Source organism: Magnetospirillum sp. XM-1, from assembly GCF_001511835.1.
Lineage (GTDB): Bacteria > Pseudomonadota > Alphaproteobacteria > Rhodospirillales > Magnetospirillaceae > Phaeospirillum.
On sequence record NZ_LN997849.1, the window covers coordinates 19,849 to 44,161 of the forward strand.

The window sequence follows — 24,313 nt, forward strand, 5'->3', positions numbered from 1 at the left end:
GTTCAGCACAGCTGAGCATGGAAACGGCAGGGAAGGGAAAAACTAGCTCTAGTGTTGACGAGCCCGATTTCACCCCTATATCAGGGCAGCACCCTTCCGATGGATGGCCTCCATGCCCAAATTGACGTTCTACCCCCTGGGTAATGCCGACTGCTGCCTGATCCAGACCCGCGATAACCGTGCAATCCTCATCGACTACGCGGATATGCGCAACCCCGACGACCCCGCAGACAAGCGCGCTGACCTCCCCGCTCTTCTCAGGCAGGCTCTCAAGGATATGGGCAAGGACGCCTTCGACGTCGTAGCCATCACCCACGTCGACAAGGATCACGTCTGCGGTTTCGCCGACTTCTTCCATTTGGAGTGGGCCAACAGGTACCAGGGCAATGGCCGCATCAAAATCAGGGAGCTCTGGGTGCCAGCGGCGGCCATCCTCGAGTCCAACCTGGAAGACGATGCTAGAGTCGTCAGGCAGGAAGCGCGGCGGCGCCTCATTGACGGCCGCGGCATCCGCGTCTTCTCCCGGCCCGAAGCCCTCAAAGATTGGTTGGCCGGGGAGGGAATCAAGGTGGACCAGCGGCGGTCGCTCATCAGTGACGCAGGAACCTTGGTTCCGACGCTCACCCTCGCGGCCAACGGGGTTGAATTCTTCGTCCACGCGCCGTTCGGCACCCGCTTGAACGAAACCGAGGTTATCGACCGCAACAACGACGCCCTGGTGCTGCAGGCCACCTTCCTGGAGGGGACGGAGAATACCCGGGTGTTCTTCGGTGCCGATATCAACTATGATGTCCTGGTGAAAATCGTCGAGAAGACCGAAGCAAAAGCCGCTGGACACGGTCCGAGCAGGCTGGATCGCCTGCGCAACGACGTGGTCGGCATCTCCCACCATTGCAGCTACAACGCCCTGTCGGATTCCAAGGGCACCAACAAGACGGCTCCCCAAGAGGCGGTCCTCCGATTTTTCGAGGCGTACGGGCAGGATGGCATTGTTCTGGTGTCCACCAGCAAGCCCATCCCCGTGAACGACGACGACGTCCAGCCGCCGCACCGGCAGGCGGCTGCCTATTACAAGGCGGTGGCCGCCGCAAAGCGCGGGCAGTTCCGCGTGACCATGGAACACCCGAAAGAATCCGCGCCGAAGCCCCTGGTGGTCGAAATCACCGCCCAGAAGGCGAAAGTCGCCAGCGTGCCCGCCGGCGCTACCGCCATCATCAGCGCCCCGGCCCCCAGGGCGGGCTAAGGGATGCTGCCCGCCGTGTTCGGCGACGAGTCGGACATCGCCTCCTTGTCCACTATGCGCGCCAGGGCCTTGGCAACGGCCCTGGCCGCGGGCGAGATCGCCGGGGCCAGGCTCATCGCCGTGTATCATCGTCCGGGCCTCTCGACTCTCCACGCCGAGTTGGACGTGGCGGTCAGCCAAGTCCGCGCCAAGGACATCCGCCCCACCGAAGACGTCGCCATCGCATTCGACGACGCCGACCAGAGCTGGCCGTACGTCCACGCCATGCGCGCCGACTTCCCGACCGACCTAGCCCACCTGACCTGCAACGAGCCGGGCTTCCCCGTCGGCCTGTGCATCAGCGAAGACCCGTTTGACGACGTGAAGCCTCACTGGACGGCGCCACGGTTCGTCCGGCACCTCCAATCCTGGTTCGAGCGCGCCGCAGAGGACACGCTGCACGCGGACGACCAGGGCCTCGACCCCGTCATGCTCCACCGGGACGGCGAACTGATCGTCCCCCATCGCCTGGTGACGTCAGCGGACGATGTGCCCGTGCACGCCTACCAGCTCGCGGACAGCGGGGTCTTCTTCCTGGAGGAGCCGGGCGCCCGCCAGGGCGGCGTTCCCTTGAAGCCCGAGTTCGTCTGCGCGCGTATGTTGGCGCCGCCCCGGCAGCACGGGGTGCTGTTTCTCCAGATGCCGCGCACCCTGAAGGCGCTGATTGATCGGCTGGAGCAGTTCGGCTGGCCGAGCTGCCGCGCCGAGGTGGCGAAGCAGATCCAAGACTGGCGCTACGCCGAACACGGCGGGCTGAAGCCGCTGTTCCTGGTGACCTTCCCGCTGCTGCGCAACTTGGGCGACGCGGAACCGGAGACGTACGCCACCTGGGCCGTCGCCTCTGCCAACACCGTCGAGCAGATCGCCATCGACCTCGGGATCGCAGCCTCCGGGGAAGGGCTCACTGGAACCGTCATCGGCGACTGGACGTCTCCGGAGGCGACGGGCGGCGCGGCAACGCCTCTGTGGCACCTCAACCCGCGCAACACGCTCTCCCCCGAGGCCGCGTCGGTTTACAACAACCGCCTCGAGGCATCGTCGCGCCGAACCGTGGTCATCGGCGCCGGCGCTCTCGGATCGCAGGTGCTGGCCAACGCGATGAAGGCCGGGTTCCTGCCCACCCAGGTCATCGACCACGACCGGATGATGCCGCACAACATCGCCCGCCACGTCCTGGGACGCGAGGCCATCGGCTGGGAAAAGGCGACGGCGATGACGCTGGTGGCCCGCGCCACCCTGGACACCGACAGCTATCCGGAGCCCATCGTCGCCGACGTCCTTCGACCAGGCGACAACGAGCCGAAGCTGGTTGCCGCCCTCGAGGCGGCGGATCTGGTCGTCGACCTGTCTGCGTCGCCCGCCGTCTCCGCCGCATTGGCGGCGGACGCACGGTTTGGTGCGCCCCGGCTGTCCATGTTCCTCAACCCATCGGGGACCGACCTCGTCGTGCTGGCGGAAGTCCGCAGTCGCACCATCCCCCTCGACCACTTGGAGGCCCAATACTACTGGGCCGTCGCCACCGACGAGAGGCTGTCCGGCCACCTGCGCTCGAACGAGCGCGTCCGGTACGGACGCTCGTGCCGCGATCTGTCGGGCCGCATCAGCCAGGCCCACGTCGCCACGCTGTCTGGCATCGCGTCCGAGATGCTGTTGAGGGCGGCGAACGGCGGCGACCTGCCCGCCGCAGCCATATGGCGGTGCGACCCGGAGACCATGTCGGTGGCCCGGTTGGAGCTCGCGGTCGAGCCGATGCGGGCCATGCCGGTCGGCGAATGGACCATTCACCTCGCCCCGTCCCTCGTCCGCGAACTCGCTGCGAAGCGTACGAAGAAACTGCCCAGGGAGACTGGGGGGTGCCTGTTGGGAACGTGGAACGTCGAGCGCGGCGTCATCCATGTGGTCGGCAGCCTGTCGGCGCCGCCGGACAGCAAGGAGAAGCCAAGCTCGTTCGTGCGGGGCTACATCGGACAGGAAGCCGCCGTCGCGGCCGTCGCCGAAAAGACGGCGGGCATGCTCAGCTACGTCGGCGAGTGGCATTCCCATCCGCCGGGAACGTCCACTGACCCGTCAGAGGACGACGTCGCCCTGTACGGCTGGCTGGACGAGCACATGGCGGACGAGGGCTACCCGGCGGTAATGCTCATCGTCGGCGACGGAGGCGACCTCACACTTGTGGTCAGCGGGACTCCGCCGGTTCCCCTTGGGGTGGGCTAACGGCGGCCTGGGCGTCGCCCCAGGGGACGCTCTCAATCAGGAGCTTGCCGTAGCCGTTCAGCGTCGCGTCGGCGACCTCGTAGCCGTGGCGGGCCACGAGGTCGAAGCTGTCCGTCCCCGTCCGCTTCAGCCCCGTCGGGAACTGGCTGGCACGCTTGGCGTCCTGGTCGCTGAGGTAAGGGCCGTAATCGGCCCGCCATGCTCGCTTCTTGATGCTGACGTCCAACTGGCGCGTTGAGTTGCCGATGCGCAGCAGCGACCCGTCGACCCGTCCGGCTTCGACGTCCTGGATGAACATGCGGCTGCGGAGGCTGCGGATCTGGTCGGAGGCGATGTCAAACAGGCGCGGAACCGACAGGTTGCCCCGCAGCATCTCCGTCCAGGACGGGTCATCTGATAGCGGGCCGCCGGCGTCGGACACAAGTACGAATTCGCTGTCGCCGCCTCCGATATCTCCCCTCGGCTTGTAAATCGGCTCCAGCCCCAGGTTCTCGTAGGCGCCGCCGTCCCATAGCTCCACCGTCGGAGCCGTTACGCCGATGCTCTGCACGGGCTCCTTTGTGGCCGGGTCGCGTCGCCACCAGCCTTCCCTCGGCAGACGCAGCTTCAGCGCCCCGATGACATAGGGGACCGCCGCGGACGCGGCCGCCGCCTCGGCCAGCGAGAACGGCGGGGTGTAATGCCAACCGAACCGCCAGTCGCCCATGCCGTCCTGGGTGAACCTCCAGTTTTTGCCTGTGCGCAGGCAGGTCGTGTTGATAAACCAAATTGGGGAAACGGGCAGATCCGCCAGCTTGCCCCGGACGCCCCACCTGCTTTCGAGCAGGGCCGCCAGCAGCCTGGCGCGCCGGAACCAATGGGCCGGGGAGCGGAGGACGATGCCGGGAGTGAAAAGGTCGGTATCGCTGAGGATGGTGCGGAGTTCAGGATAGACCGCAGTCAGAAACCGCTCTGACGTCGGCCACTGATGGCCGTTGTGGCTGAACACAAGCGCTGCCACGAGACTGCCGCCGGACACTGTCGACAGCTTTGCAACATCTTCCAACAACCCAGCGACGGCAAGCCGCTTCAGGGCACCGAGGTGGAAGATTGCCGCTCGAGATCCTCCACCCGATAACGCCAGGCTTATCTTCATGATGACCACACTCAGAAAAAGACGTGAGGATGATGCCTCATATCAACGAGTTGCGACAACGCACAGGTAATGCTTGGGCCTCCTTACCCAATGCCTTTCCGACGTCACCGTACCTTTGTGCACAAAGCATTTTTCGCCAAAGGCGAAGCGAGGGCGTTCCCTCGCGCTCCCCTTGCGTGTTTTCGAGCGAGAAATAAATTTCTCGCTCGAAAACACGCCAAATTTGTAAAGTTTGCACGTCCGTCAGGATGATTTATTGACAGAATCTCACTTATTTTGTGCTGTTTACCAGTGTAAAACATATATATATCAGTCCATTGTTATTTTTACATATTGTGATGGTCACCATAAAAGACTTCTACGCAAGCTGCGAGCGGGTTTTCGACCCGTCTCTCGAAGGCCGCCCGGTTGTGGTCCTGAGTGGGAACGACGGCTGCGCCATCGCCCGCAGCGCCGAGGCCAAGGCCCTGGGCATCGAGATGGGAGAACCGGCCTTCAAGCTCCGGCGGTTCGAGAAGGACGGCCTGGTGATGCTGTCGTCCAACTTCCCGCTCTATGGCGACATGTCGGCCCGGGTGATGTCGGTGCTGGCCACCTTCTCGCCGGGCATCGAGGTGTATTCCATCGACGAGGCCTTCCTCGATCTGTCGGGAATGCCGCAGGGGGACATGACGCCCTGGTGCCGGGAGGTGAAGGCGACGGTCCAGCGTTGGACAGGCATCCCGATCTCGGTCGGTGTCGGCTCGACCAAGACGCTGGCCAAGAAATCGAAGAAGGCGGACGGCGCGCTCGATCTCACGGCCGATCCGGCCTGGCTCGAACCGGCCCTGAAGCGCACGCCGGTGGGAGATGTCTGGGGCATAGGCCGCCAGTTCGCCGCCAAGTGCGGCGTGGAGGGCATCCGCACGGCCTGGGACTTGTCCCAGCGGCCGGACGGATGGATCCGCAAGGCGATGGGCGCCGTGGGCTTGCGGACCGTCATGGAGCTGCGCGGCATCCCCGTCCTGGATCTCGAGGTGGATGCCGGGGACCGGAAGTCGGCCTGCGTCTCGCGCACCTTCGGCGAGGCCGTCGAGGATCTGGATTCCGTGAAGGATGCCGTGGCGGAGTTCGCTGGCCGCGCCGCCGCCCGCCTGCGCCGGGATGGACTGCTGGCCGGGGCCGTCCAGGCCTTCGCCATGACCGATCGCTTCCGCAAGGACGAACCGCAGGCCTCCATTGGATTGACCCTGCCCCTGTCCCCGGCATCGAACGCGACGCCGGCAATCACCGCCCTCGCGCTGAGCGCCATCGAGCGCTCGTTCCGTCCAGGATACCGCTGGCGCAAGGCCGGCGTACTGCTGCTGGATCTCGTCCGGCCCGAGGATGTGCCGGCGGACCTGTTCGCTCCGCCTGCGCCCGTGCGTTCCGATGCGCTGATGAAGGCAGTCGACGAGCTGTCGGACCGCATGGGCCGCGGCGCCATCGGCTTCGGCCTCCGGTCGGAGGATGCCGCCTGGCGCGCCCGCTCCGGCAACCGCTCGCCGTCCTGGACGACGCGCTGGGAGGACCTGCCGGTGGTCAAGGCATAGGGATCAGGCGTCGTCGCCGCGACCGCCGAACAGCATCTCCAGCCCGAGGATGCCGAGGATGATCCACTTCGCCTTCCAGACGATCCAGAGGATGCCGCCGCCGACGAGGGCGACGGGGACGGGGATGCCGAGCAGGAAGTGCCCGAGCCCGGCGAGGAAGAGGAAGAAGACGGCGGACGGCATGGCGTTCTCCCGAATCGGCGCGACGGGACGAATATGGGAGCCGCCTCAGTCGTAATCCGCCGGCACGGGCCAGTTGGTGGCCGCGAAGTCCTCCTGCGCCTTGCGCAGGGAGGCGATGGCGTCCGACAGGGCGATGCGGGCCTGCGAGGGATCGCTGATCACGCCGGCGCCGTTGATGACGCGGCCTTCGAAGTGCTGGGAGAGGCGGTTCATGGCCGTCCCGACATGCTCGAGGATCCGGTCGGTGGCATTCGCCGCTGCGTCGATCCTGCTGCTTCCTTCAGACATCCTATGCCTCCTGCATCCAGCGGCGCCGCAGCGCCGTCTTCGCTTCGTCGGCGGCCTCGCCGAGATCCCAGAGCCGGGGATACAGGGCGCAGACCGCATGGCCGATTTCGACCAGTTCGTCGTCTTCGCCAACCTCGGCGAAGTGCGCGGCCACCCGGACGGCCAGCGCGGTGCGCTCGGGATCCAGGTTCATGATGCACTCGCGGAACGAGAAGGCGCAGTCGCTGTTCCAGACGCTCAGGATGAGCTTGGCCAGCGTCTCGGCGCTGCCCGTCCCGGGCTTCGCCTTTATCCAGTGCAGGGCCTCGGCGTAGGGTGTCATCGGCAAGGTGCTCCCGTGTTCGTTGCTGCGAGGATCGCCGGGATCGGCGGGGCGGGCAAGGGGGATGTTCGCCGTTCGTGCATCCTTAGCGTACAGGGAATGCACTTTCGTTAGGGCAGGATCTCGACGCGGTCTTCGTGGAATGCGGCGGCGGTGAGCCGTCCGTAGGCGAAGCCTGCTCCGGTGTCGAGGCCGACACGGTGCTCGTGGATGGCCGGACGCCTATTCCGCTCGGTCCAGTGCCCATGCACGATGGATGCATCAGCGGCGGGGCGGCATTCCTCGCCGGCTGCGGACCGCATGCAGGCGATCCAGCCGGGATGCCCGTACACCAGGGCGGAATGCGATTGTTCATCGAGCGGAAGAGCAGGGTCGATGCCTGCGTGGCAGAAGAACCACCGGCCGCACCGCCAGGACAGGTGCAAATCGGAAAGGAAGACCCTGTGGGCGGCCGGAACGGCCTCCCGGAGCTTTCGAGCGGCGATCCGCAAGTTCCTCGATCGCAGGCATGGGCCGTAGCTGTCCATCGTCGCGTGACCGCCCTCTTCGTGCAGCCAGTCCGCTGACGGATCACCGCCCCGCAGGATGGCGATCAGCGCGGCGTCGTGATTGCCCAGCAGGGGAACGAGGTCGAAGCAGGAGGACTCGGGTCCCGTGAGGATGTCCAGCACGCCCTTGGTGTCCGGCCCGCGATCGCCGTAGTCGCCGAGCAGAACCAGGCGCGGGCGGAAGATGCCATGCCCGGCGGCGTGGGCGTGAATGGCATGCAGGCGCTCTCGGAGCAGGTCGGAGCAGCCGTGGATGTCGCCGAGGGCATAGATGATGCTGTCCATGCTCGATCCTTCCAGGCGGCGGGCTCTCCCTCGGGAAGCCCGTCACCGCTGCCATGATGGCATGATCGATGAAGACATGGGAGCTTACGGAAGGACGCTTCCCTGCGCGGGCGGAGAGGAACCGACGATCTCTCGCGGCCATTTCGCGCGGTGGGCGTCGATGATGGCGATCGGCGGCGGGGTGCCGTGCTTGCGGCAGAGTTCGAAGTATTCGAGGCGGGCGAGCCGCCAGGCCCTTTCCTGCTCCGGGGAACGCAGGAGCTGGCGGGCGAGATCGGTTCCGGGGAGCGGCTGCTTCCAAGACAGATGCTCGGCGGCCTTGTCCATCGCCATCTGGATCTCCATCGGCGCGGTCGCCCGGAGGATCGCGCCATCGAGCGGGTCGCCCGGCGCGTCGAGAACCTCGACTTCGCAGCCGGATCCGTCCGGCGCTTCGATCACGAGGGTGCGGGTGTCCTTCACCCCGCCGATCAGGGTGGCGATCAGGCCTTCGGCTGGCCAGAGCACCTCGATGCCCTCGATCGTCCGCCTTTCGCCGATCAGCCACTTCATGCTGACTGGAGTCTTCATTCGCCGTCCTTCGTCCGCCTGCCCACGAGAGCCTTCGAGGCGGCATTCTTCCACACTTCCTCGTCCCGCACATAACGCTTGGCCATGTCGACCGAACGCCAGCGTCCCTGGTCCATGATCTCGGCGAGGCTGGCGCCATCGGCCGAGGCGCTGGTGGCGAGGCCGGAGCGTAGGGAGTGCCCGGAATATCCCTCGGGATCTATGTTCGCCCGCAGCGCCGCCTCCTTGATCATCCGCACCACGGCGTAGTCGGACAGCTTGCGGCCCAGCGGTCGCCCGGTCTTCGACAGCGCGCAGAACAGGTGGGCTTCTCCGGCGCGTTCGTCGTCCGACAGCGGGACGCCGCGGCGTGCGTGCGTGCTTCGCCCTCGGATGGCCAGCCATTCCGCCAGCGCGACCCGCACGTCGTCGATCGGATCGTCGGAGCCATGGATGGCCACGACGGCCCCTTCGCCCGCCTGATCCGTCTTGGAGCGCCGGATGGTGACGATGGCGCCGCGCTCTTCGAGTCGGACGTCATTGATGCGCAGCGCCACCAGTTCGGACCGGCGGCAGGCGGCTCCGAAGCCGAGCAGGAGCATGGCCCGATCCCGGATGCCGACATGCGTGTCCGGACAGGCTGCGGCCAGCCGGTGGAGGACGGATGTGCGGACCGGCTTGGCCTGCCGGGTCGGGGCCTTTCCCTTCTCCCGGATGGCGCCGCCCAGGACGGAGGCGATGGCATGGTGGCGACCGTCGAGCTGGAGTCCGAGCAGGCGGTGCGCCGAGATGATGGCCGCGAGGCGGAGCTGCACGGTGGAGACGGCCAGGCGCTTGGAGATGTCCGAGAGGTGGAGCGCCACGATGGCAGGGTCCGCGCCCAGCGGCTCGAAGCCGAACCGTGCGCACCAGGCCGCGTATTGCTTCCAGGCGGAGCGGTAGGCTCGTCGCGTGTTGGGGGCGCGGGATTGGCGGGACAGCTCGGCCGCGCGCTCGACCACGGCCGCAAGCTCCGTGGTCATGGCCATGGAGCCGGGAATGGACACCGGTCCGAAGATCTCGGTCTCCAGCACGGCGGGAAGCGAAGTGTCCGTCATCCTGCCTTCCTTCCTTTTCCGGCCTCGTTGTGATAGCATCCGAAGAACCGGCACTGGCGCCCCATGGAGCCTGTCCACCGCGTGGCCAATCGGAGGTCTTCGCCTCCCGGGCCTGCGTTCCGCGATCCATCTTCAGGATCGCGCGGCACCGGACAGCACTCGAACCGCACGCCGCCGGCCGACGCAGCCGTTCAGCTCAGCGCCATCGAACCAGAACGGCGAATCGTCGTCAACTCCATTCCGTGCGATAGCCCCACTTATCGCGCGGAATGATCCGCCAGGCCCATGAGGCCTCCCAGGGCAATTGCACGTACTGGGGTGTACCCTGCGCATGTTTTGTGCGATGATTGCGCTCGCCTGGATTCATGCGGGTTGGAACGTCATGGAAGCCTTTCCCGATCTCCTCGACGCGCACCTCTCCCTGGGCCGCTTGGCCGAGAGGCTTTCCGACCCGGCGGTGCACAGCCTCTGGCTGGCCGATGCCATCCGGCGCGAGGCGATGGCCAGCATGCTGCTGGATGGGCGGCTGGTGACCATCGAGGACATCGCCATGGGCCGGGTTCGCCGCTGGAGCGGACTCGATCCTTCCGTCGAGCGCGCATTGTCCATCATCGCCGCCTGCGACTGCCTGTGCGGTCGTTCGCCGCTGCCGGTCGAACCTCCCAAGGAGAAGCGGGACAAGAGGCTGAAGCCGCCGATCGCCGGCTTCCTCGGCATGCCCGATCCCGATGACGAGGGCATCTACGCCGGGCGCGGCGATGGGGACGATGAAGAGGATGCCGAACCGCTCTACCCCGATGATGAGGTGGAGGAGGAGCGTGCGCCGTCCTCCATCCTGTCGGCCGAGGAAGCCATCCGCGCCGCGCGGGCGGAGATCGCAGGCGGCCATGCCGCTCTGGCCGGAGCGATGGCCGAACCGGCTTCACGCTCTCCCTCTTCGCCTCCGCTCCCCAGTCCCTTGTCGCATGATTGGCTCATGCTCGCCTGGCGGCGTATCAACGGCCCGGCGGATGCCGAGGACGAGGCCCGCATCATGGAGGCGGGAACCATCATCGACGCGGCCCTGCAGCGGCCCGGACTGATCGGCGTGGCATCGGCCCTGCATGGCCTGCTTCGCCCGGACCTGTGGCCGGAGATCGGGGCGCCGGAACTGCCGGCCCTGGACAAGCCATCGAAGGATGCGCGCCGTGCGAAGGCCCGCGGCTGTCCGAAGAAGTCGATGCGCCTGCAGGAGGAACGGCAGCGCCAGGCCGATGCGCTTCGCGCGGCCGTGGCCGAGGGGCATGCGGGGATCTGTCCGGCCATGGCCTTCATCCGGATGATCGTGCCGTGGATCATCGCCCGGGCCTGCGGCCTGCGGCATCCCGGCCCGTGGATCTCGGGAGCCGTCCAGCGTTTCGGTCGCCGTGATTGGCAGGAGGCCGGTACCGTCGGGCACGACGCCTTCGTGCGGCGGCTCTGCCGCATCCTCGCCGATGGCTTCGATGCCGAGCGCGCCCGCCTGGATGAACTGGAGAGGTTGCTGGTCGCTTGGGAGCGCCGCATGCGCCACGGGCGCGCCCGGCGTGCCGGGAAGTCGCTGGAGGTTCTGCGGATGCTGATCGAGCAGCCGGCGCACGATACATCGTCGTTCGGACGGTGCCGGGGACTGAAGACCCGGATGGCCCAGGTCGCCCTCCACGATCTCGGGCGCTGCGGCGTGCTCTACGAGGGGACCGGAACGTACTCCGAGAGGATCTGGCTGGCCAACGGCCTTCGCTGAACCTCTCCGGGATCAGTCCATGTTTCCGGGAGCGAGGGCATCCATGCCGCGAGGGATGGAGATCTTCGCGAGGACTTCGCCCTGCCACTGGTGCCCGGGGCCATAATCGCCGGTACCGATGGCCCACCAGTCGCCATCCCTGTCCCGCTGCATCACGGTGACGGCATCGCCCGCGTCGGGATCGAGGGACCGGACGAGATAGAACCCGGAGCGATCGATGTCTTCGAGGGCGCAGGGATAGGCCATGGCATCCTCCTGTGCCGATGCCGGGAAGGTGGGCGCTGCCTCAGCGGCCGCCCAGCGCTTCGAGCTGGGCTTCGGCCTCGGCGATCCGGTCGTCGATCTGCTTCCGCTGCCGGCGCAGCCCGTCGATGGTGCGCACAAGGCGCTCGCGCCGCTTCAGGGTGCCTTCGGCCTCGGGCTCGGCCAGCAGCCGCTCCTTGGCCTTGGCGCGCTTGAACTCGGCCACCTCCTTGCGGGACACGTTCGGCCGGAGCAGCGGCGGCGCCATGCTGCGCGCCTCGGCCAGTTCCTCTGGCTTCATGGTGGCGAACAGGTAGGTCGTCGCGTAGGAGGTCGGCACCTCTTCCAGCGTCAGCACATTGCCGTCGATCGCCTCGGCGACCTTGCAGAGCTGGTAGGCGGTCTGGTAGCCGAACGGCAGGCGGGTATCCACGAAGCGCCGGAAGGTACTATCCTCCATCTTCAGCGACTCCCTGGCCCGCAGCAGCGTCCGCCCGATGGCGAGGAAGCGGGATTCCGCATCGCGCCACAGCCGCACGATGTCCTCCGCGTAGCCCTCTTCGGTGTCGTGCTCGATGACTTTTTTCTCGGCGCTGCTTATCCGCTCCTCGAGCGACATGTAGCGCCTAGCCTCGCCCCTGGAAACCTCTTTGCGGTGGCCCCCGTTCATGCCGGGCCTCCGATGCCAAGTTCCGCCCGGGTGAAGTTCCAGACGCCGGCGACGTATTCCCTCCCCTTCGCGCCCTTGAGCTCGAGGATGCCGATGCCGTAGGAGCTGGTGGCGGCCACGTCGTCGTAGGCCGGGATCTCGATGGGGCACACGCGTCCGTCCGACACGAGGATGGACTTCGCCTCGGTGAAGCTGCGGGTCCTGGGATTGACCCGGTTCAGGATGAAGGCTGCGTCGGTGCTTGTCTTGCGGATGAAGCGCATCCAGGGGCGCACGCTGTCGAGGTCGTCGTCGCTCTGGCCCGTGGGCACGAGGATGAGATCCGCGGCGGCCACCAGGACGCGGAAGGCCTCGGGGTGGTCCTCGATGGAGGGTGGCGTGTCGATGACGACGAGATCGAAACCGGAGATCCCGGCCATGGCGTCCTGCACATCCTCTACGACCATCTCGCCCTCGTAGTGGGTGATCGGCGTCATATCGACCGGCCTCTTGCCATACCACTTGGTGAGGCTGCGCTGGGCGTCGAGATCCAGCGTGGCGACGGCCAGGCCGTCCAGCGCGGCGGCTACCGCGATGTTTCGGGCCAGCGTGGTCTTGCCGATGCCGCCCTTCGGTCCGGCGACGAGGAGCCTCTTCTGAACGGATGCGGTCATGCGCGTGGTTCTCCCATGGAACATTGCGATCCCCTCATACCATGCCGCTGCGACGAATGGTACCGGATCATAAGACATGTCTTATGCGGATGAGGCGCCGGCCCGACATAAGACATGTCTTATGCCGCCCCCTGCCCTTTTCCGGGACTCCGCTTCAACGCGGGCACCCATCTTCGCCATGACGCGCACGGCGAGGACATCATGCCATCCATCCGCACAACGGCGACCGCTTCCCTTCTCTTCACCATGCTGGCCTTCGCCCCCATCGCCAACGCCCATGAGGAAGACGCCTCCCCCTTCTCTCTGAAGGATCCGCCCGCTCTGTCTTCGGAGCAGAACGCACGGCTCTCAACGGCGCTCGGTCTCCTGGCGAGCATCGATCCGTCCATCGAGCGAAAGGCGCCGAAGGTTCGCTTTGCCTTCTTCCCCCATGACGGGGTTCTCGCCGGCTACTTCGAGCCGAACAGGGGCATCGTAGGCCTCGATGAGGGGCGCAGCGACTGCGCCATGGCCGCGATGCTGGCCCATGAGCTGACCCATGCCGGAAGGCTCGGCGTCGGGCCGGGATCGAGGATGGTCCATCGGACGCAGGCATTCGCCGGGGACTACGCCGACTTCATGGTCGATGAGGAGGCGATCGCTTTCCTCGCGCAGATCCGGGTGGCGAAGGGCCTTCATTGCCTCGATGAATTCGAGCCGGCGGTGACGGCCTTGGAGGCAAGGACCTGGGGCAAGCCCGAGGCCGAGGCGCGCGCGATCTTCCGGACCACATACGATTTCGCTCCGGGATACTGGGCTTCGTATTTCATGGCCTTCATGGCCGATGGACCGGGCGTCGCTCCATCATCGGCCCCGTGAGGCCTAGAGGCCCTGAAGGCCGCTTCTGGACGCATGGTGAAATGGCACGGAAGGCGATCCTCCGTGGATTGCCCTCCGTGCCATCCGAAGCATTTCCCCATAGGTGCGCGAAATCGGATCAAGGGGCCATTCGCCCGGTTCCGGAAATCGCTTCCGTACCCATGATCTCCTTCAGGCCGCGTGGCTGCGGAGCCCTGCGAAGAGAGGCAGATCGTTCTGGCGAACAGGTGCGGCCCTACCCTTGAGGATCGCGCGTCCAAGCGCTGCGCCCACGGCGCGGAACGCTGCCGGGATGACGCTCTGGCCCAGCATCTCATGCGCCGTCGTCGGGGCCGCTCCATCGAGGAGCGACGGATCCACTCCCTTGCACCGGGCATGTTCTGCTGGCGTGAGCAGACGGGCGAAGCCCGGCTTGGTCGGGTGCGGAATCATCGGCTCGGTGGAGCGCCATTTCGAATAGCCGCGCCCGATGACGCCCACGCTGCCGTCCTGCGGGGAAACGAGCTGCCGACGGAAGCCGTGCCCGTCCGCCAGATCCCTTTCCTCCTTGCGGGCGAGGTAGGAGATGTCCCGCCACGCCGGATCATCCGGAGCGAAATGGTTGAGGGCGTCGCCCATGGTGCGTGCTTCCTCCAGCGAGGCATGGCCTTCCCGGATGCCGTCGAGCAGATCGGAGGGCAACGCCGGATCGACGGCGAGCAGGCACATGCGGGAGCGGCGCTCAAGGGCGCCGAAGTCCTGCCCGTGCAGGTCGGTCTCGTGGAGCCTGTATCCCCAGCGCTCCAGCATCGTGCAGGCCATGAGGTAGGAGGCCGTTGTGCGGTAGGGCAGGACATTCTCGAGGATGACGGCCAGCGGCGCGACATGCTTCACGATGGACAGGAACGGGACGATGAGGTGCCCGACATCCGGATCCCTCTCCGGGATTCCTGCGCCCTTCTTGGCGCGCCCGGCCAGCGATGCCGCCGTGCAGGGAATCCCAGCCACGATGATGGACGCCTCGGGCAGCAGTTCCGGTTCCGCTTCATCGAGGCTGCCGAGGACCGTGCAGGCTCCGTCCATGGCGCGGTTGTTCCGCATCATGGCGTCCTGGTAGCGTTCGTCGATCTCTATGGCGAATGCCGCCGACGGATCGAGCCCTGCCTCCGCCAGTCCCTCATGGACCGCCGCATCGAGGATGCCGGCCCCCGTGCAGATGCCGCCGGTGCGGACGGTTCTGGTCCTGCGGATCTCGTCGAGCTTCGCCGCGCGTTCCGCGCCCATCCGATCGAAGGGATGGACGGAGATCTCGATGGTGCCGGCATCGTAGGAGACGCGCACTCGGCCGATGTTGCGCATGGCGCGATCGAGGACGGCGTTGGCGAGGTCGATGAGGGGAATGTCCTTCCCTCCCTTGCTCTTCCGGGACACGATGCGGGAGCCGTCGTCCTTCCTCACCAGGCGGATGGTCTTCGCTTCCTCGTCGATGCAGGCGTCGTAGCGGATGGCCGGGGCGAAGCCGGCATCCTCCAGCTTGCGGCCTTCGAGCCACAGACGCTTGCGTCCCCTGTGATCGCCGAGCGAGGCGTAGGCGAGATGGAGCATGGTGTCCCTCCGTGCATGGAGAGCGGCCGTTCCGCCCCCCGTCGCGGGAGAAGCTGGGAACATTCGATCAGGGAGTCGCAGGGCCTATCGGATTCCGGCGCGCCGCTCGGCGGCTTCCATGAGCGCATGGACCACGGCCTCGGCATCCATGGCGTAGAGGCCGAAGTTCATGAGGGGGTTCATCTCCACGACAAGCACCCTCCCCTCTTCGTCCTGGGCGAGGTCCAGCGTATAGCCGCCCCAGAGGGGCGCTTCCCTGGCGATGTCCTCCGCGGCTTCCTCGGCGAAGGCGGCGTAGCGCGCCACCAGGGCGGGATCGCCTCGGATGCATCCGCTTCCCCGTATTCCCTCCACCTGAGGGTCGAAGGGTCCGGAGCCGATGCGGCTTGGCGGCGCGAAGCGTTCGATGCATCCCGCCCCTGCGACGGCGCGCCCATCGACCACGATCACCCGGTATTCGTCCCTCATGGGGATGCGGTCCTGCAGGAGCAGCGCGTCGGGAAGTCCAGCGGCCCGCTCGTAGGCCCACTCCATCGCCAGCAGGATGGCGTGGTCGGCTTCCTCGCGGCTCGCGCCCTGCGGGATGCGGACCGGCATGGGGGCGTAGTCCTTGGCAGGTCGCACCAGCTTGATGAGGGCATCCACATCCCCTTCCCTCGCCCACTCGGAGGCGATGGCGGCGATGTCGTTCCTCACGACGCATTTCGGCGCTTCCTGATCGGGGATGCCGCAGAAGGCGACGCGGCGCCCTGCCCTGTCCCGGAACGCCCGCAGTTCGGGGTAGCCGTCGGGAAGGCGGGCATCGGCATCCACGGGCCAGGCGATCTGCTCCCTGCGGGCGCGGGTCCCCTGCCCTTCCGGGAATCCCCGGCGCATCTCGTCGTCGCAGGCGATGGGAAGCAGGGTCTCTCCCCGGATGAAGGTTCCGAGATGGAGGCAAGGCGCTTCGGGGTCGAAGTCCTCCACGGCGGCATTGACCGCCCCGGTGATGGCGCACGGATCGCTTCCCCCTGTCCTGTCGAGGAGGAACACGGGAAGGCCGGTCGCCACGGCGGCGTGGAGACGGGCGACGCTCTCGTGCCAGTCCTCGAAATCCTGGGCGGCATCCTCATGGACGCCGGGGAACAGGGCCCGGTGCCTGGCGACGGCCTCGCAATGCCTCCGCCTTTCCCATTCGGCGTCTTCCATCCTCTCGATGGGAACGCCGAGATGGTCGGCGATCGGGCGCCAGAGGATCTGCAGTCGTGCCATGTCGTTCTCCCGTCCTGGCATTCCATGGCCCGAGGCGGGCCGGCTCTCCCATCGGGGGCCGGTCCGCCATGTCGTTCCTGTCCCCTCCCCTCCTCCTACACGAAGGCGATGGGCCATCTCCCGTCGGCGGCGCGCCGCATGAAGTCGCCCATCCTGCGGATGAGGTCGGCATCGGCCGGGCGGGGTTCGATGACCGGCTCCCGGAGGAAGTCGAACAGGGCGGCGACGTCGATGGCCTCGCCGATGGTGAGCGAGCCGTCGCAGTCCGAATGATCCACGAGCTTGCGCAGCCCATGGGCGGCGTTCCATGCAGGGGAGCCGAACGCGAAGCCGCAGCCTGCGGCGAGGTCTTCGGGAATGGCGTCGTAGTGGATGCCGAGATCGGCGGACCACAGGGCCTTGGCCAGATCGTCCTCGGTCAATTCCACCGCGTCGGGATCCGGCTGGAGGCCCTTCACCCACTCCAGCAGGGATTGGATGCCGTCGTGGTCCGCTTCGGGGACCTGCCATGCCTGGGCGACGAACATCAGGACGAGCATGGCGCGGAACTTGTGGACGTAGGTGTAGCCGCCGGCTTCCATCCGGTCGATGCATTCTCCGTCGCGCATCATGGCGAGGGCGAGGCCCATGGGGGTTCTCCTGCAAGGGTGTCGTGCCGGGATGTCCGGCTGGGCGGGAAGGCGGGGCGGTCCCCTGCCCTCCCCTATGCGGCGGCTTCCATCTCCCGTCCACCCTTCCTCGCGCGCTTGCGCTGGGAGCGGAGGATGAAGTCGGCGAGGCTGCCGGAAGCGATGGCGGCCCCCTTCCCCTTCTTGGCGGCGTAGGAGGCGGCGGCCCGATCCATCTGCGCCGGGGTGAGCGCATCCAGGCCGTCGGCGTCCCGCCAGTCGGGAATCTCGCTGGCCATCGGCTCGGCGGCGTCGGGGATGCGGTTCTCCTGCTCGTTGGAGGCCAGCAGAGCGAGGCGTGCGGAGAAGAAGGCGTTCCCTTCCAGGGCGGCCACGAGGACGGATACGACCTTCTCGCTGTCTTCGAGCACCGAGCGGAGCAGCTTGCCCGCCTCCTGCCCGCCCGCGAGGAGCGGCTTGGCCCAGCCGCCGACATAGGCGCACTTCTTCGCCAGGAAGCCGGGGGATTCCTCCAGCCCGAGGATCTGCATCATCCGTGCGGCGGTGATCTCGGCGACCAGCTCCTCCCGTGCGTAGTCGATGGAGCCGTGGCCGCCGGTCATGACGCGCTTGGTCCCTTCCGTCGCGGGACAGGAGCCGAAGCCGGTGGCGTGGGCGCATTCATGGATGGCGCTGCTGAGGCGGTTCGCCAGCATCTCGGCCTCGTCGCCGATCTGCTGCGCCGGATCCGGCAGGCGGATGAGGGGATGTCCATCCCGCAGGGTGACGTGCGGGGACTTCACCAGGGCGACTTCCAGCGTCGCGCCGACGCCCCGGGCAAGGTCGGGGATGATGGAGAGGACGCCCGCCTCGTGCTGGGCGGTCCATTCGGCCGGGGGAAGTTCGATGATGGACGGCAGGCCCTCCCATGGCTTCGTCCCGTCCTCGGCTTCCCAGGCGCGCAGGAGGCCGATGGAGAACACCCCGGCGGGGCGGAACACCACGCGCTCGCGCTCGTCCTCCCCCTGCTCCTCCTCGTCCTTGGGGGAGAGCTTGATGGGCGTGAGGATCATGGCATGGGCCTTGATGCCGTGCGCGGCCGGGTCGGGGAATCCCATGCGGCCGAGCTGGCAGGCGGTGGCCACCCGCCGGTCGAGGGTCGAGCCGATCGCGCAGTGGAGCATTCCGCGATTGAACGGCCCCCTGTAGCGGCGGCCCGTGGAGGCGTTCATCCAGTCGGTGCCGGTGATGGCCAGGAGCCCATTGCTCCATGCGCCGGGGCTTCCTCCTTCCGCGACGGTGCGCAGGGTGGCGAGGAAGCGATCCTGGATGGCGGACCATCCGGCTTCGAGCAGGCTTCTCGTGTCGGCCATGTCCTCTCCTTCCGCCCGGAGGGCGATGCGCTTCCTGCCGGGAAACGCCGGTTGCTTGTCTTTGAATCAGTCGGCCCCGAGACGGAGCCGGTGGCGTATCCACCATCCGGCGCTCGTGCTCATGGGCGGCTTATGACCGGGGAAGCGCCGCAGGTAGTTCCTGCGCAGGGCCTCGGCCCAGCGGATCTGCTGCTCGCCCCCTTCCAGAGGCGGGAGCAGCCAGCCGCCTTCCACGGGGTCCCAGGCGATGGCGGCCGTTTCATCGGACGGAACGACGGCGCTGCCCGTCCAGGACAGCCAGGCGGTCCCCTGCCCTGCCCCTGCAGTGATGGAGATGAAGACCAGCCGCGGGAGCATGACTCTCCACAGCACGCGCTCGGCATCCAGCCGCTCGGGGAAGCGGTAGTCCATGCCGTCCTCGTGCCAGGCACGCACGGCCGATACGGCCGGCCCATAGGGGATGGAGGAGGGATCGGCGACGAGCACCCGCAGGGAATCCCCTTCGGGGCCCTGCACGGACCATGCGCCGTCCTCGGCGGCCAGCAGCACCGGCAGGGGAGGGGAGGAGGGCCGTCGCGGGATGACGCCCTTCCAGCCCGGAGGCTCGTCGAGGCCGGCGTTCGCCTGAGCGGAAGGTTCGGATGGACGCGGCATGGGGGAGTGGAGGGACGGCTTCGCCTTTCCCTTCCTCTTCTCCGGCTCCGGCATCCCGAACAGGTCGAGTGCGGGGCTCATGCGGCGAACACCAGATCGGCATCCTCGTCCTCGATGGCGGGACGGGGCGGCGCGGGGAGCAGCGCGATCCTCGGCATGCGCTCGAGCAGGGAGCGGGTCAGTTCCTGGCGGAGCCGTAGGGCGAGGCCTTCCGTCTCGCCGACGACCTCGGGGGATTCGAACAGGCGGCCGATGGCGCGGTCCCAGTCGAGGATGACGGCGCCCTTCGCCCCGGCCCGCAGCCAGGACATGGCCGACGAGCGCACGGTGATGGGAAGGTGCCAGTAGGCGGCCAGGGCCAGCTCGTCCTCGCCGAGCCATATGGCGTCGAGGCGGCGGCGCCAGCAGGGGAAGTCGGGACCGCTGGGCTGGAAGGCGACGAGATCGTAGAGGACCCTCGGGCCTTCTCCGTCCGGCGTCCATGCGGGAAGCACGATGACGGGATCCCCGCCTTCCTCGGCGGGTTCCCATGAGCCGTCCGGCGAGAGGATGGCGCGGGCGACGCCGTAGCCGCCGGCGATGGCCAGCGCGGCGGGGCCGATGCCCTTCCTCTCCATCCATTCGTCATGGCTTGGACGGACCCGCTCCCGGGCGCGTTCGAATTCTGCGGCGAGCCATTCCAGCATGCCGGTCTCCTGGGATGGGGTTCAGCCCGGCGCGGCCGCTTTCTGCCGGGATGACCGGCGGCGCAGCAGCTCGAAGGCCCGCCGCAGCGCATAGGAGCGCACGACGGACAGGGCGGTGAAGGCGATGGTGATGGCCAGCGTCTGGGAGGGCGAGGCCTCCACGCCGAACAATGGATAGACGAAGGCGGCAAGCGCCCAGGACAGGCAGAAGCCGATCCCGGTGTTGGCTCCCGCCTCCATGGCCGACATGGCGCGTGTCTGCATTCTCATTCCCTCGGTTCCGCGCTCCTCGGACAGAGCGCGGACGGGGGAATGGTTCCTGTTTTGTTCCTTTGGGGAAAGGGGTGCGCCCCCTTCCTATTCCGCCGCCTGCTCGCTCCCGTCCTCGTCGATGCCAGCGGCCTCGGCCGCCGCGCGGATGAGGGCGACGATCGGTCCCTTCACCTCCTGGGGGAGGCGCAGCAGCATTCCGATGGACCGGAGATCGCGGATGTCGGGTTCCGCGCCCAGCGTGCTTGAGGGGCGGGAAGGGGCATCGGCGGAGGTCCCTTCGTCCATCTGGTCGAAGAAGTAGCTCACGGGGACCTCGAGGGCCTTGGCGATGCGCCACAGGGTGGAGGCCGAGATGCGGTTGCGCCCCTTCTCCTGCTTCTGGACCTGCTGGAAGGTGATGCGCAGATGCCCGCCCATCGTCGCCTGGCTGATGCCGAGCATGACGCGGCGCTCCTTCATGCGGTTGCCCACATGGATGTCGATCGGGTCCGGCCCGTCGTATTGGACGATGCGGCTGCGGCGGTTCCGTACAGGCTTCGTCGTCGCCCCGGCTTCCTCGACGGGAAGGACGGGCGGCGTATCCGCCGCTTCCTGCATGGACTCCTTCGGCTTGCGTCCGCGCTTGGCCGGGGCGCCCAGGGGAGGGGCCGATGGAGGCGCGGCCGGCACCACGATGGCGTATCCCTCCGGCTCCTTCTCCGATGGTTCCTCGGGGGCGATGTAGGTGGGGGCGGGGCGATACCAAGGACGACGCGCCATGACGGACCTTCGTAGGGGTTGCGGCGGCGCAATCCTGCATCCCCAGGTGGCGTTTGGGAAGCTCCATTCGCCATCCGTCGTCCTCCACGACGTGCGAAGGCGCCCGGGATGGCTTCCCGAGCGCCCTGACTGTTCCATGCCGCTCCGATCAGGCGGCGAGGACCGCTCGGATCTGGGCGAGGGCCTCCTCGGCGAGCTGGTCGTCCGAGGCCAGGCTGCGGCCGATCGGGTCGTCGATGATGCGGAGCTGGTTGGCAGGCTTCGCGTTGGCGTGGAAGGCCAGCCGCTGGATGTCCTCGGCCTCGAGCATGGGCTGGCGCGTCCTCGCGTCGCAGCCGAGGCGGATGGAGATGTCGATGGCTTCCTCTTCGGTGATGGCGTTCCGTTCGCCGATCATGAGCTGGGCTTCTCCGATGGCGGCGATCACATGGTCGTGGCTGTCCGGCCCATCGGCGAGGGCGTCGAGAAGCGGAAGCAGGGCCGCGATCGGCGTGGCGGGGATGGTGGGGTGCTCGTCGTGCATGGATTCCTCCGGTGTTGCGACTTCGTGAACTTGGGGCCGGAGGTCCGCCCGCTTGAATCCTCGCGCGGGATCGGAGACCATGACGCCAGGAGGGATGCATGGACCTGTCGAAGGATCAGCGGCTCTGGCTGATCGGCGCCGAGCCCGGAACGGATGAGCTGGACGAGGCCCCGGACTGGCTGGTGTTCGAGTGCTACAAGCTCGGCGTCATCCGTCCCGGCGGCGCGCCCGGCCGCTGGCGGCTGTCCGCCATCGGGAGGAAGGCGGTGGACGCCCTCCTCGCCGAGACCTGAGCCGTCAGACGGCCCAGGCGAGATCCGCCATGGCGCGGACCACGGCGTAGCCGACGAGGTCTGCCCGGGACGCGTCGTCGAGCCCGGCCCTTTCGGCCGACTTCTTCGCATGACCTTCCGCCCAGGCGCGGATCTCGTCCGCCGACTTCCTGCCCGTCCATCCCGCGTCGATGCGGATGTCGAGCTGGTTCTTGGCGACGGCGAACGGGGAGCGGGCCGGTGGCTTCGGCGCGCCGAGGATGTTCGCGAGGATGGATGGGATCATGATGCGCCTCCTGCTTCGGAACCTTCGGGATCAGGCCGCCACGCATTCCATGGCTTCGGTCCAGCGGGAGACATCCCCGCCGACCATCCGCAGGGCGCTGCGCTGGTCGATCTCGAGGCGAAGCGCTTCTCCGGCCTCTTCGATCATTTCCCGCAGCGCGCCGTAGCCTGCGCAACGCTTGGCCGAGGACAGCTCCGCCGTCGCCGCGGCGAGGTCTCCCATCCGGCACTGCGAGAGGGCCGTGGAGAGGGGAAGGGCGGAACCGAGGGCGTCATGCGCCTTGGAGACCGCCAGCGCATGGGCGACGAGGCCGTCGACGTGCTTGGAGGCGCTGGGCGAGGAATAGATGTCTGCGAGTTCGTCGAGGGTCATGGTGCTCTCCTGCAAGGAATCGCCGGCGGGATGGCCGGGATGCGGTGCGCGCCTTGGACTCAACCGGCGACCTGCCCGTCTGGGGCCCGGGCGGCGCGGCGCGCTAGCCGGCCCGCTGGGGAGGGCCGGATCGGTGTTCCTGCTCAGGCGAGGGTGAGGTCGCAGTCGCGGACGAGCCATCCGTAGCGATCGGAGATCCATCCGAGGATGCGCATGGTGGCGTCCTTGCGGCCTTCCAGGGTGGAGAGGTCGCATTCGCCCAGGGCGATGTCGTCGAAGCCGACCCGGACACGCTCCGGAAGCCGCACGGCCTCGCCGTCGGTCTCCCATTCGATGTCGCGGGCGATGAAGGCGCGGGTGGTGTCCATGATGCTCTCCGATGCTTGCTCCGGATGATCCGGGCGGTGGCGGTGGGGGCTCGACGCCCGCCTTGGCCGGCCCGAAGGCCGCCCCGCCAAGAAATCAGGCTTCGGCGTCGGCCTGCATGAGATCCTCGGCAATTCGCACCCGTTCCCCGAAATGATCCTCTGCGCCATCATCCGGCCTGTTGTCCCCGAACCAATCCCACTCGGGCTCTTCCCCGTATTCCTCGCAATCGGTGCGCCGCGTCAGGGCGTACCCGTCGCGGAAGTAGACCGCAACGAATCCCTCGTGCCGCTCGATCCTCTGGATGATGACGCGTTCCATGATGCCCTCCCTGTTCCTCGGTTGCTTCCGGCTTGTTTGCCGGGCGGTGGCGGGTGCGGTCTCGAAACGCCGAGGCCCGCCATGTGCGATTACTGCTTCTTGAAGCAGACGGCGGCGATGTGGTTGATGGAGATCCGGGTGATCCCGTTGCTGTCCTCGACATCGAGGTATGAGGCCCCGACAGGCTGTGCGAGCGGACCATCGTTCCATCCGAAGGACGCGATCTTCCCTGTGGCGACGCCGCCAGCGAAGATGACGGTGATGTCGTCGCCGATCTTGAATTGACGAAGCATGTTGGCCTCCATGAAGAAAGCCCGGCCCCCTTCGCGGGAGCCGGGCGGTTGGTGTCTGGGGTGGAAGACGGCTGCGGCAGGTGCCCTGTCGCCTCCGTTCGGCTCACGACGCGGCCGAAGCCAGTGAACCCGGTGGCATTGCCCGTTGGAGGATGGGGCACCGTCTCCGGCGCGTCCTCCCGAAGGATCAAGAGGACGCGGCGGGGGCGGGGCGGTCAGTGGTTGGGTTTGCCCCACTCAGGCCTGCCGGAGGATCGGATCCTTGGCCTTCCTGTCCGCCTTTGCCTTTCGCTCATGCTCCGATTCGATCCACACTCTGCCATTGCGCTTGCGGATGCGGCCATCGACATGCGCCTGCGCCCATTCGCGCGATGCGGTCATGCGACCGGCCTCGCGGCTTCCTTCGTGGGTTTCGAAGATGGCGTGCAGAAGGGTCCAGGCATCGGCATCTGCCAGCTGAGCGATGATTGCCGAGAGACGATCGCCAATGCCGGATGTTTCGTCCACCAAGAGCCAGCGTGTCCCGCCTCCATGGGTCGTGCAGATCACGATCTTGGTCGAAGAGCTGCTGTGGGGCTTGTAGCTGAACAGGTGATAATCCTGGCATGTGGTCCAGGTGAAGGGCTTCTCCCCGGAGGCATGCATGGCGTCGACGGAAGGGATGTAGCGAAGCGATTCGAGCTTGGAGATCTCGATTTCTACTGCCGTCCCGTTCAGAGGATCGCGGGATTTCTGAATGCGAATCCTGGTGGGCGGTTCGCACCCGGCGGGCGTCTCGATAGAAAGGCGGTTGTTGCCGCGGACTGCGCGCCAATCCTCGCGGGTCCAGTATGAAGTTCCATAGTAGTCGTTCTGCTGCTTGACGATGGTGGCGCTGGACATGGTGTTCCTCCATGAAGATAGCCCGGCCCCTTGTGGGAGCCGGGCCGTGTTGCGTGGCTGAGGAAGGGCACCGCTTCCGGCGCGTCCTCCCGGAGGATCAGAGGACGCGGCGGGGGCGGGGCGGTCGGTGATCGAGCGTGCCCCGCTCAG

Annotated in this window: 31 protein-coding genes; 6 read left to right on the forward strand and 25 right to left on the reverse strand. The window is 67.3% G+C overall.

The window, feature by feature from the left end:
- Window positions 1-112: 112 nt before the first annotated feature.
- Both XM1_RS22140 and XM1_RS22145 read left to right on the forward strand, forming a co-directional pair.
- The gene (locus XM1_RS22140) at window positions 113-1,243 is read left to right on the forward strand and encodes a hypothetical protein (RefSeq protein WP_068438269.1); all 1,131 of its coding nucleotides are present in this window, start codon (window positions 113-115) and stop codon (window positions 1,241-1,243) included.
- A 3-nt stretch (window positions 1,244-1,246) separates the two neighbouring features.
- The gene (locus XM1_RS22145) at window positions 1,247-3,496 is read left to right on the forward strand and encodes a Mov34/MPN/PAD-1 family protein (protein WP_068438272.1); all 2,250 of its coding nucleotides are present in this window, start codon (window positions 1,247-1,249) and stop codon (window positions 3,494-3,496) included.
- On the opposite strand, the gene XM1_RS22150 is transcribed toward XM1_RS22145, so the two are convergent.
- The gene (locus XM1_RS22150) at window positions 3,459-4,631 is read right to left on the reverse strand and encodes a patatin-like phospholipase family protein (protein WP_082700781.1); all 1,173 of its coding nucleotides are present in this window, start codon (window positions 4,629-4,631) and stop codon (window positions 3,459-3,461) included. The genes XM1_RS22145 and XM1_RS22150 overlap by 38 nt on opposite strands.
- Window positions 4,632-4,969: 338 nt before the next feature.
- Here XM1_RS22150 and XM1_RS22155 point away from each other — a divergent pair, with 338 nt between their 5' ends.
- The gene (locus XM1_RS22155) at window positions 4,970-6,202 is read left to right on the forward strand and encodes a Y-family DNA polymerase (RefSeq protein WP_068438274.1); all 1,233 of its coding nucleotides are present in this window, start codon (window positions 4,970-4,972) and stop codon (window positions 6,200-6,202) included.
- A 3-nt stretch (window positions 6,203-6,205) separates the two neighbouring features.
- Here XM1_RS22155 and XM1_RS22160 read toward each other — a convergent pair whose 3' ends face one another.
- The 6 genes from XM1_RS22160 to XM1_RS22185 form a co-directional block, all read right to left on the reverse strand.
- The gene (locus tag XM1_RS22160; RefSeq protein WP_068438277.1) at window positions 6,206-6,385 is read right to left on the reverse strand and encodes a hypothetical protein; all 180 of its coding nucleotides are present in this window, start codon (window positions 6,383-6,385) and stop codon (window positions 6,206-6,208) included.
- Window positions 6,386-6,430: 45 nt separating this feature from the next.
- Entirely contained in the window at window positions 6,431-6,673 is a 243-nt protein-coding gene (locus tag XM1_RS22165) for a hypothetical protein (protein ID WP_068438279.1), read from the reverse strand.
- Between the two features lies 1 nt (window position 6,674).
- The gene (locus XM1_RS22170; RefSeq protein WP_068438282.1) at window positions 6,675-6,995 is read right to left on the reverse strand and encodes a hypothetical protein; all 321 of its coding nucleotides are present in this window, start codon (window positions 6,993-6,995) and stop codon (window positions 6,675-6,677) included.
- Between the two features lie 110 nt (window positions 6,996-7,105).
- Complete coding sequence (locus XM1_RS22175) at window positions 7,106-7,828, reverse strand: metallophosphoesterase (protein ID WP_068438285.1); 723 nt, start codon at window positions 7,826-7,828, stop codon at window positions 7,106-7,108.
- An 84-nt stretch (window positions 7,829-7,912) separates the two neighbouring features.
- Window positions 7,913-8,380, reverse strand: a complete 468-nt coding sequence (locus XM1_RS22180) for a hypothetical protein (RefSeq protein WP_068438287.1) — start codon at window positions 8,378-8,380, stop codon at window positions 7,913-7,915.
- Between the two features lie 14 nt (window positions 8,381-8,394).
- Window positions 8,395-9,474, reverse strand: a complete 1,080-nt coding sequence (locus XM1_RS22185; RefSeq protein WP_068438290.1) for a site-specific integrase — start codon at window positions 9,472-9,474, stop codon at window positions 8,395-8,397.
- Between the two features lie 343 nt (window positions 9,475-9,817).
- Between XM1_RS22185 and XM1_RS22190 the strand changes: the two genes are divergently transcribed.
- Window positions 9,818-11,236, forward strand: coding sequence for a hypothetical protein (locus XM1_RS22190; protein WP_156428887.1), 1,419 nt, complete (start codon window positions 9,818-9,820; stop codon window positions 11,234-11,236).
- 12 nt (window positions 11,237-11,248) lie between these two features.
- Here XM1_RS22190 and XM1_RS22195 read toward each other — a convergent pair whose 3' ends face one another.
- Genes XM1_RS22195 through XM1_RS22205 form a run of 3 tightly spaced genes read right to left on the reverse strand, consistent with a single transcriptional unit; the run spans window position 11,249 to window position 12,802 of the window.
- The gene (locus XM1_RS22195; RefSeq protein ID WP_068438296.1) at window positions 11,249-11,482 is read right to left on the reverse strand and encodes a hypothetical protein; all 234 of its coding nucleotides are present in this window, start codon (window positions 11,480-11,482) and stop codon (window positions 11,249-11,251) included.
- 40 nt (window positions 11,483-11,522) lie between these two features.
- Entirely contained in the window at window positions 11,523-12,149 is a 627-nt protein-coding gene (locus tag XM1_RS22200) for a hypothetical protein (RefSeq protein ID WP_156428888.1), read from the reverse strand.
- Window positions 12,146-12,802 carry a ParA family protein gene (locus tag XM1_RS22205; RefSeq protein ID WP_068438302.1) on the reverse strand — a complete coding sequence of 219 codons (657 nt, stop codon included), beginning with the start codon at window positions 12,800-12,802 and terminating at the stop codon, window positions 12,146-12,148. The genes XM1_RS22200 and XM1_RS22205 overlap by 4 nt, the downstream gene beginning before the upstream one ends.
- Window positions 12,803-12,916: 114 nt before the next feature.
- On the opposite strand from XM1_RS22205, the gene XM1_RS22210 reads away from it, so the two are divergent.
- Window positions 12,917-13,660 (forward strand): hypothetical protein, encoded by a 744-nt coding sequence (locus XM1_RS22210; RefSeq protein ID WP_068438305.1) that lies wholly within the window; start codon window positions 12,917-12,919, stop codon window positions 13,658-13,660.
- Between the two features lie 171 nt (window positions 13,661-13,831).
- On the opposite strand, the gene XM1_RS22215 is transcribed toward XM1_RS22210, so the two are convergent.
- The 9 genes from XM1_RS22215 to XM1_RS22255 all read right to left on the reverse strand — a co-directional run bounded on the left by XM1_RS22215 (window position 13,832) and on the right by XM1_RS22255 (window position 21,371).
- Window positions 13,832-15,244, reverse strand: a complete 1,413-nt coding sequence (locus XM1_RS22215) for a DNA cytosine methyltransferase (protein ID WP_068438308.1) — start codon at window positions 15,242-15,244, stop codon at window positions 13,832-13,834.
- Between the two features lie 84 nt (window positions 15,245-15,328).
- Entirely contained in the window at window positions 15,329-16,495 is a 1,167-nt protein-coding gene (locus XM1_RS24405; protein ID WP_068438310.1) for an ATP-grasp domain-containing protein, read from the reverse strand.
- Window positions 16,496-16,590: 95 nt separating this feature from the next.
- Window positions 16,591-17,124: a hypothetical protein gene (locus tag XM1_RS22225; RefSeq protein WP_068438313.1), complete on the reverse strand. Its 534-nt coding sequence runs from the start codon at window positions 17,122-17,124 to the stop codon at window positions 16,591-16,593.
- Between the two features lie 74 nt (window positions 17,125-17,198).
- Window positions 17,199-18,476: a zincin-like metallopeptidase domain-containing protein gene (locus tag XM1_RS25100; protein ID WP_068438315.1), complete on the reverse strand. Its 1,278-nt coding sequence runs from the start codon at window positions 18,474-18,476 to the stop codon at window positions 17,199-17,201.
- Window positions 18,477-18,542: 66 nt separating this feature from the next.
- A complete protein-coding gene (locus XM1_RS22235; protein WP_068438319.1) occupies window positions 18,543-19,211 on the reverse strand; it encodes a hypothetical protein in 669 nt (222 codons plus the stop codon).
- Window positions 19,208-19,816: a hypothetical protein gene (locus XM1_RS22240; RefSeq protein WP_068438321.1), complete on the reverse strand. Its 609-nt coding sequence runs from the start codon at window positions 19,814-19,816 to the stop codon at window positions 19,208-19,210. Before XM1_RS22240 ends, XM1_RS22235 begins: the two co-directional genes overlap by 4 nt.
- Window positions 19,817-19,837: 21 nt before the next feature.
- Window positions 19,838-20,086 (reverse strand): hypothetical protein, encoded by a 249-nt coding sequence (locus XM1_RS22245; protein WP_156428890.1) that lies wholly within the window; start codon window positions 20,084-20,086, stop codon window positions 19,838-19,840.
- A gap of 87 nt (window positions 20,087-20,173) precedes the next feature.
- Window positions 20,174-20,848: a helix-turn-helix domain-containing protein gene (locus XM1_RS22250; RefSeq protein ID WP_068438326.1), complete on the reverse strand. Its 675-nt coding sequence runs from the start codon at window positions 20,846-20,848 to the stop codon at window positions 20,174-20,176.
- 148 nt (window positions 20,849-20,996) lie between these two features.
- The gene (locus XM1_RS22255) at window positions 20,997-21,371 is read right to left on the reverse strand and encodes a hypothetical protein (protein ID WP_068438329.1); all 375 of its coding nucleotides are present in this window, start codon (window positions 21,369-21,371) and stop codon (window positions 20,997-20,999) included.
- A gap of 98 nt (window positions 21,372-21,469) precedes the next feature.
- Between XM1_RS22255 and XM1_RS22260 the strand changes: the two genes are divergently transcribed.
- On the forward strand, window positions 21,470-21,664 hold the full coding sequence (locus tag XM1_RS22260) for a hypothetical protein (RefSeq protein WP_068438332.1): 195 nt from the start codon (window positions 21,470-21,472) through the stop codon (window positions 21,662-21,664).
- A 4-nt stretch (window positions 21,665-21,668) separates the two neighbouring features.
- Here the strand turns inward: XM1_RS22260 and XM1_RS22265 are convergent, their stop codons facing one another.
- From XM1_RS22265 to XM1_RS22290, 6 genes are all read right to left on the reverse strand, one after another.
- Window positions 21,669-21,929, reverse strand: a complete 261-nt coding sequence (locus XM1_RS22265) for a hypothetical protein (protein ID WP_068438336.1) — start codon at window positions 21,927-21,929, stop codon at window positions 21,669-21,671.
- A 30-nt stretch (window positions 21,930-21,959) separates the two neighbouring features.
- Window positions 21,960-22,301: a hypothetical protein gene (locus XM1_RS22270; protein ID WP_068438339.1), complete on the reverse strand. Its 342-nt coding sequence runs from the start codon at window positions 22,299-22,301 to the stop codon at window positions 21,960-21,962.
- A gap of 143 nt (window positions 22,302-22,444) precedes the next feature.
- Entirely contained in the window at window positions 22,445-22,669 is a 225-nt protein-coding gene (locus XM1_RS22275; RefSeq protein WP_068438340.1) for a hypothetical protein, read from the reverse strand.
- Between the two features lie 94 nt (window positions 22,670-22,763).
- Window positions 22,764-22,988 (reverse strand): hypothetical protein, encoded by a 225-nt coding sequence (locus tag XM1_RS22280; protein WP_068438343.1) that lies wholly within the window; start codon window positions 22,986-22,988, stop codon window positions 22,764-22,766.
- Between the two features lie 89 nt (window positions 22,989-23,077).
- A complete protein-coding gene (locus tag XM1_RS22285; RefSeq protein WP_156428891.1) occupies window positions 23,078-23,281 on the reverse strand; it encodes a hypothetical protein in 204 nt (67 codons plus the stop codon).
- 237 nt (window positions 23,282-23,518) lie between these two features.
- Entirely contained in the window at window positions 23,519-24,163 is a 645-nt protein-coding gene (locus XM1_RS22290) for a hypothetical protein (RefSeq protein WP_068438349.1), read from the reverse strand.
- Window positions 24,164-24,313 lie beyond the last annotated feature (150 nt).

Coding starts and splice junctions, on each gene's coding strand:
- XM1_RS22275 (WP_068438340.1), bottom strand. CDS start 22,669: ATGGACACCACCCGCGCCTTCATCGCCCGCGACATCGAATGGGAGACC.
- XM1_RS22250 (WP_068438326.1), bottom strand. CDS start 20,848: ATGGCGCGTCGTCCTTGGTATCGCCCCGCCCCCACCTACATCGCCCCC.
- XM1_RS22225 (WP_068438313.1), bottom strand. CDS start 17,124: ATGGGCCTCGCCCTCGCCATGATGCGCGACGGAGAATGCATCGACCGG.
- XM1_RS22150 (WP_082700781.1), bottom strand. CDS start 4,631: ATGAAGATAAGCCTGGCGTTATCGGGTGGAGGATCTCGAGCGGCAATC.
- XM1_RS22145 (WP_068438272.1), top strand. CDS start 1,247: ATGCTGCCCGCCGTGTTCGGCGACGAGTCGGACATCGCCTCCTTGTCC.
- XM1_RS22170 (WP_068438282.1), bottom strand. CDS start 6,995: ATGACACCCTACGCCGAGGCCCTGCACTGGATAAAGGCGAAGCCCGGG.
- XM1_RS22215 (WP_068438308.1), bottom strand. CDS start 15,244: ATGCTCCATCTCGCCTACGCCTCGCTCGGCGATCACAGGGGACGCAAG.
- XM1_RS22290 (WP_068438349.1), bottom strand. CDS start 24,163: ATGTCCAGCGCCACCATCGTCAAGCAGCAGAACGACTACTATGGAACT.
- XM1_RS22255 (WP_068438329.1), bottom strand. CDS start 21,371: ATGCACGACGAGCACCCCACCATCCCCGCCACGCCGATCGCGGCCCTG.
- XM1_RS22270 (WP_068438339.1), bottom strand. CDS start 22,301: ATGACCCTCGACGAACTCGCAGACATCTATTCCTCGCCCAGCGCCTCC.
- XM1_RS22205 (WP_068438302.1), bottom strand. CDS start 12,802: ATGACCGCATCCGTTCAGAAGAGGCTCCTCGTCGCCGGACCGAAGGGC.
- XM1_RS22285 (WP_156428891.1), bottom strand. CDS start 23,281: ATGCTTCGTCAATTCAAGATCGGCGACGACATCACCGTCATCTTCGCT.
- XM1_RS24405 (WP_068438310.1), bottom strand. CDS start 16,495: ATGGCACGACTGCAGATCCTCTGGCGCCCGATCGCCGACCATCTCGGC.
- XM1_RS22165 (WP_068438279.1), bottom strand. CDS start 6,673: ATGTCTGAAGGAAGCAGCAGGATCGACGCAGCGGCGAATGCCACCGAC.
- XM1_RS22200 (WP_156428888.1), bottom strand. CDS start 12,149: ATGAACGGGGGCCACCGCAAAGAGGTTTCCAGGGGCGAGGCTAGGCGC.
- XM1_RS22280 (WP_068438343.1), bottom strand. CDS start 22,988: ATGGAACGCGTCATCATCCAGAGGATCGAGCGGCACGAGGGATTCGTT.
- XM1_RS22195 (WP_068438296.1), bottom strand. CDS start 11,482: ATGGCCTATCCCTGCGCCCTCGAAGACATCGATCGCTCCGGGTTCTAT.
- XM1_RS22260 (WP_068438332.1), top strand. CDS start 21,470: ATGGACCTGTCGAAGGATCAGCGGCTCTGGCTGATCGGCGCCGAGCCC.
- XM1_RS22175 (WP_068438285.1), bottom strand. CDS start 7,828: ATGGACAGCATCATCTATGCCCTCGGCGACATCCACGGCTGCTCCGAC.
- XM1_RS22140 (WP_068438269.1), top strand. CDS start 113: ATGCCCAAATTGACGTTCTACCCCCTGGGTAATGCCGACTGCTGCCTG.
- XM1_RS22185 (WP_068438290.1), bottom strand. CDS start 9,474: ATGACGGACACTTCGCTTCCCGCCGTGCTGGAGACCGAGATCTTCGGA.
- XM1_RS22240 (WP_068438321.1), bottom strand. CDS start 19,816: ATGCTGGAATGGCTCGCCGCAGAATTCGAACGCGCCCGGGAGCGGGTC.
- XM1_RS22265 (WP_068438336.1), bottom strand. CDS start 21,929: ATGATCCCATCCATCCTCGCGAACATCCTCGGCGCGCCGAAGCCACCG.
- XM1_RS22210 (WP_068438305.1), top strand. CDS start 12,917: ATGTCTTATGCCGCCCCCTGCCCTTTTCCGGGACTCCGCTTCAACGCG.
- XM1_RS22245 (WP_156428890.1), bottom strand. CDS start 20,086: ATGAGAATGCAGACACGCGCCATGTCGGCCATGGAGGCGGGAGCCAAC.
- XM1_RS22190 (WP_156428887.1), top strand. CDS start 9,818: ATGATTGCGCTCGCCTGGATTCATGCGGGTTGGAACGTCATGGAAGCC.
- XM1_RS22160 (WP_068438277.1), bottom strand. CDS start 6,385: ATGCCGTCCGCCGTCTTCTTCCTCTTCCTCGCCGGGCTCGGGCACTTC.
- XM1_RS22235 (WP_068438319.1), bottom strand. CDS start 19,211: ATGAGCCCCGCACTCGACCTGTTCGGGATGCCGGAGCCGGAGAAGAGG.
- XM1_RS25100 (WP_068438315.1), bottom strand. CDS start 18,476: ATGGCCGACACGAGAAGCCTGCTCGAAGCCGGATGGTCCGCCATCCAG.
- XM1_RS22180 (WP_068438287.1), bottom strand. CDS start 8,380: ATGAAGTGGCTGATCGGCGAAAGGCGGACGATCGAGGGCATCGAGGTG.
- XM1_RS22155 (WP_068438274.1), top strand. CDS start 4,970: ATGGTCACCATAAAAGACTTCTACGCAAGCTGCGAGCGGGTTTTCGAC.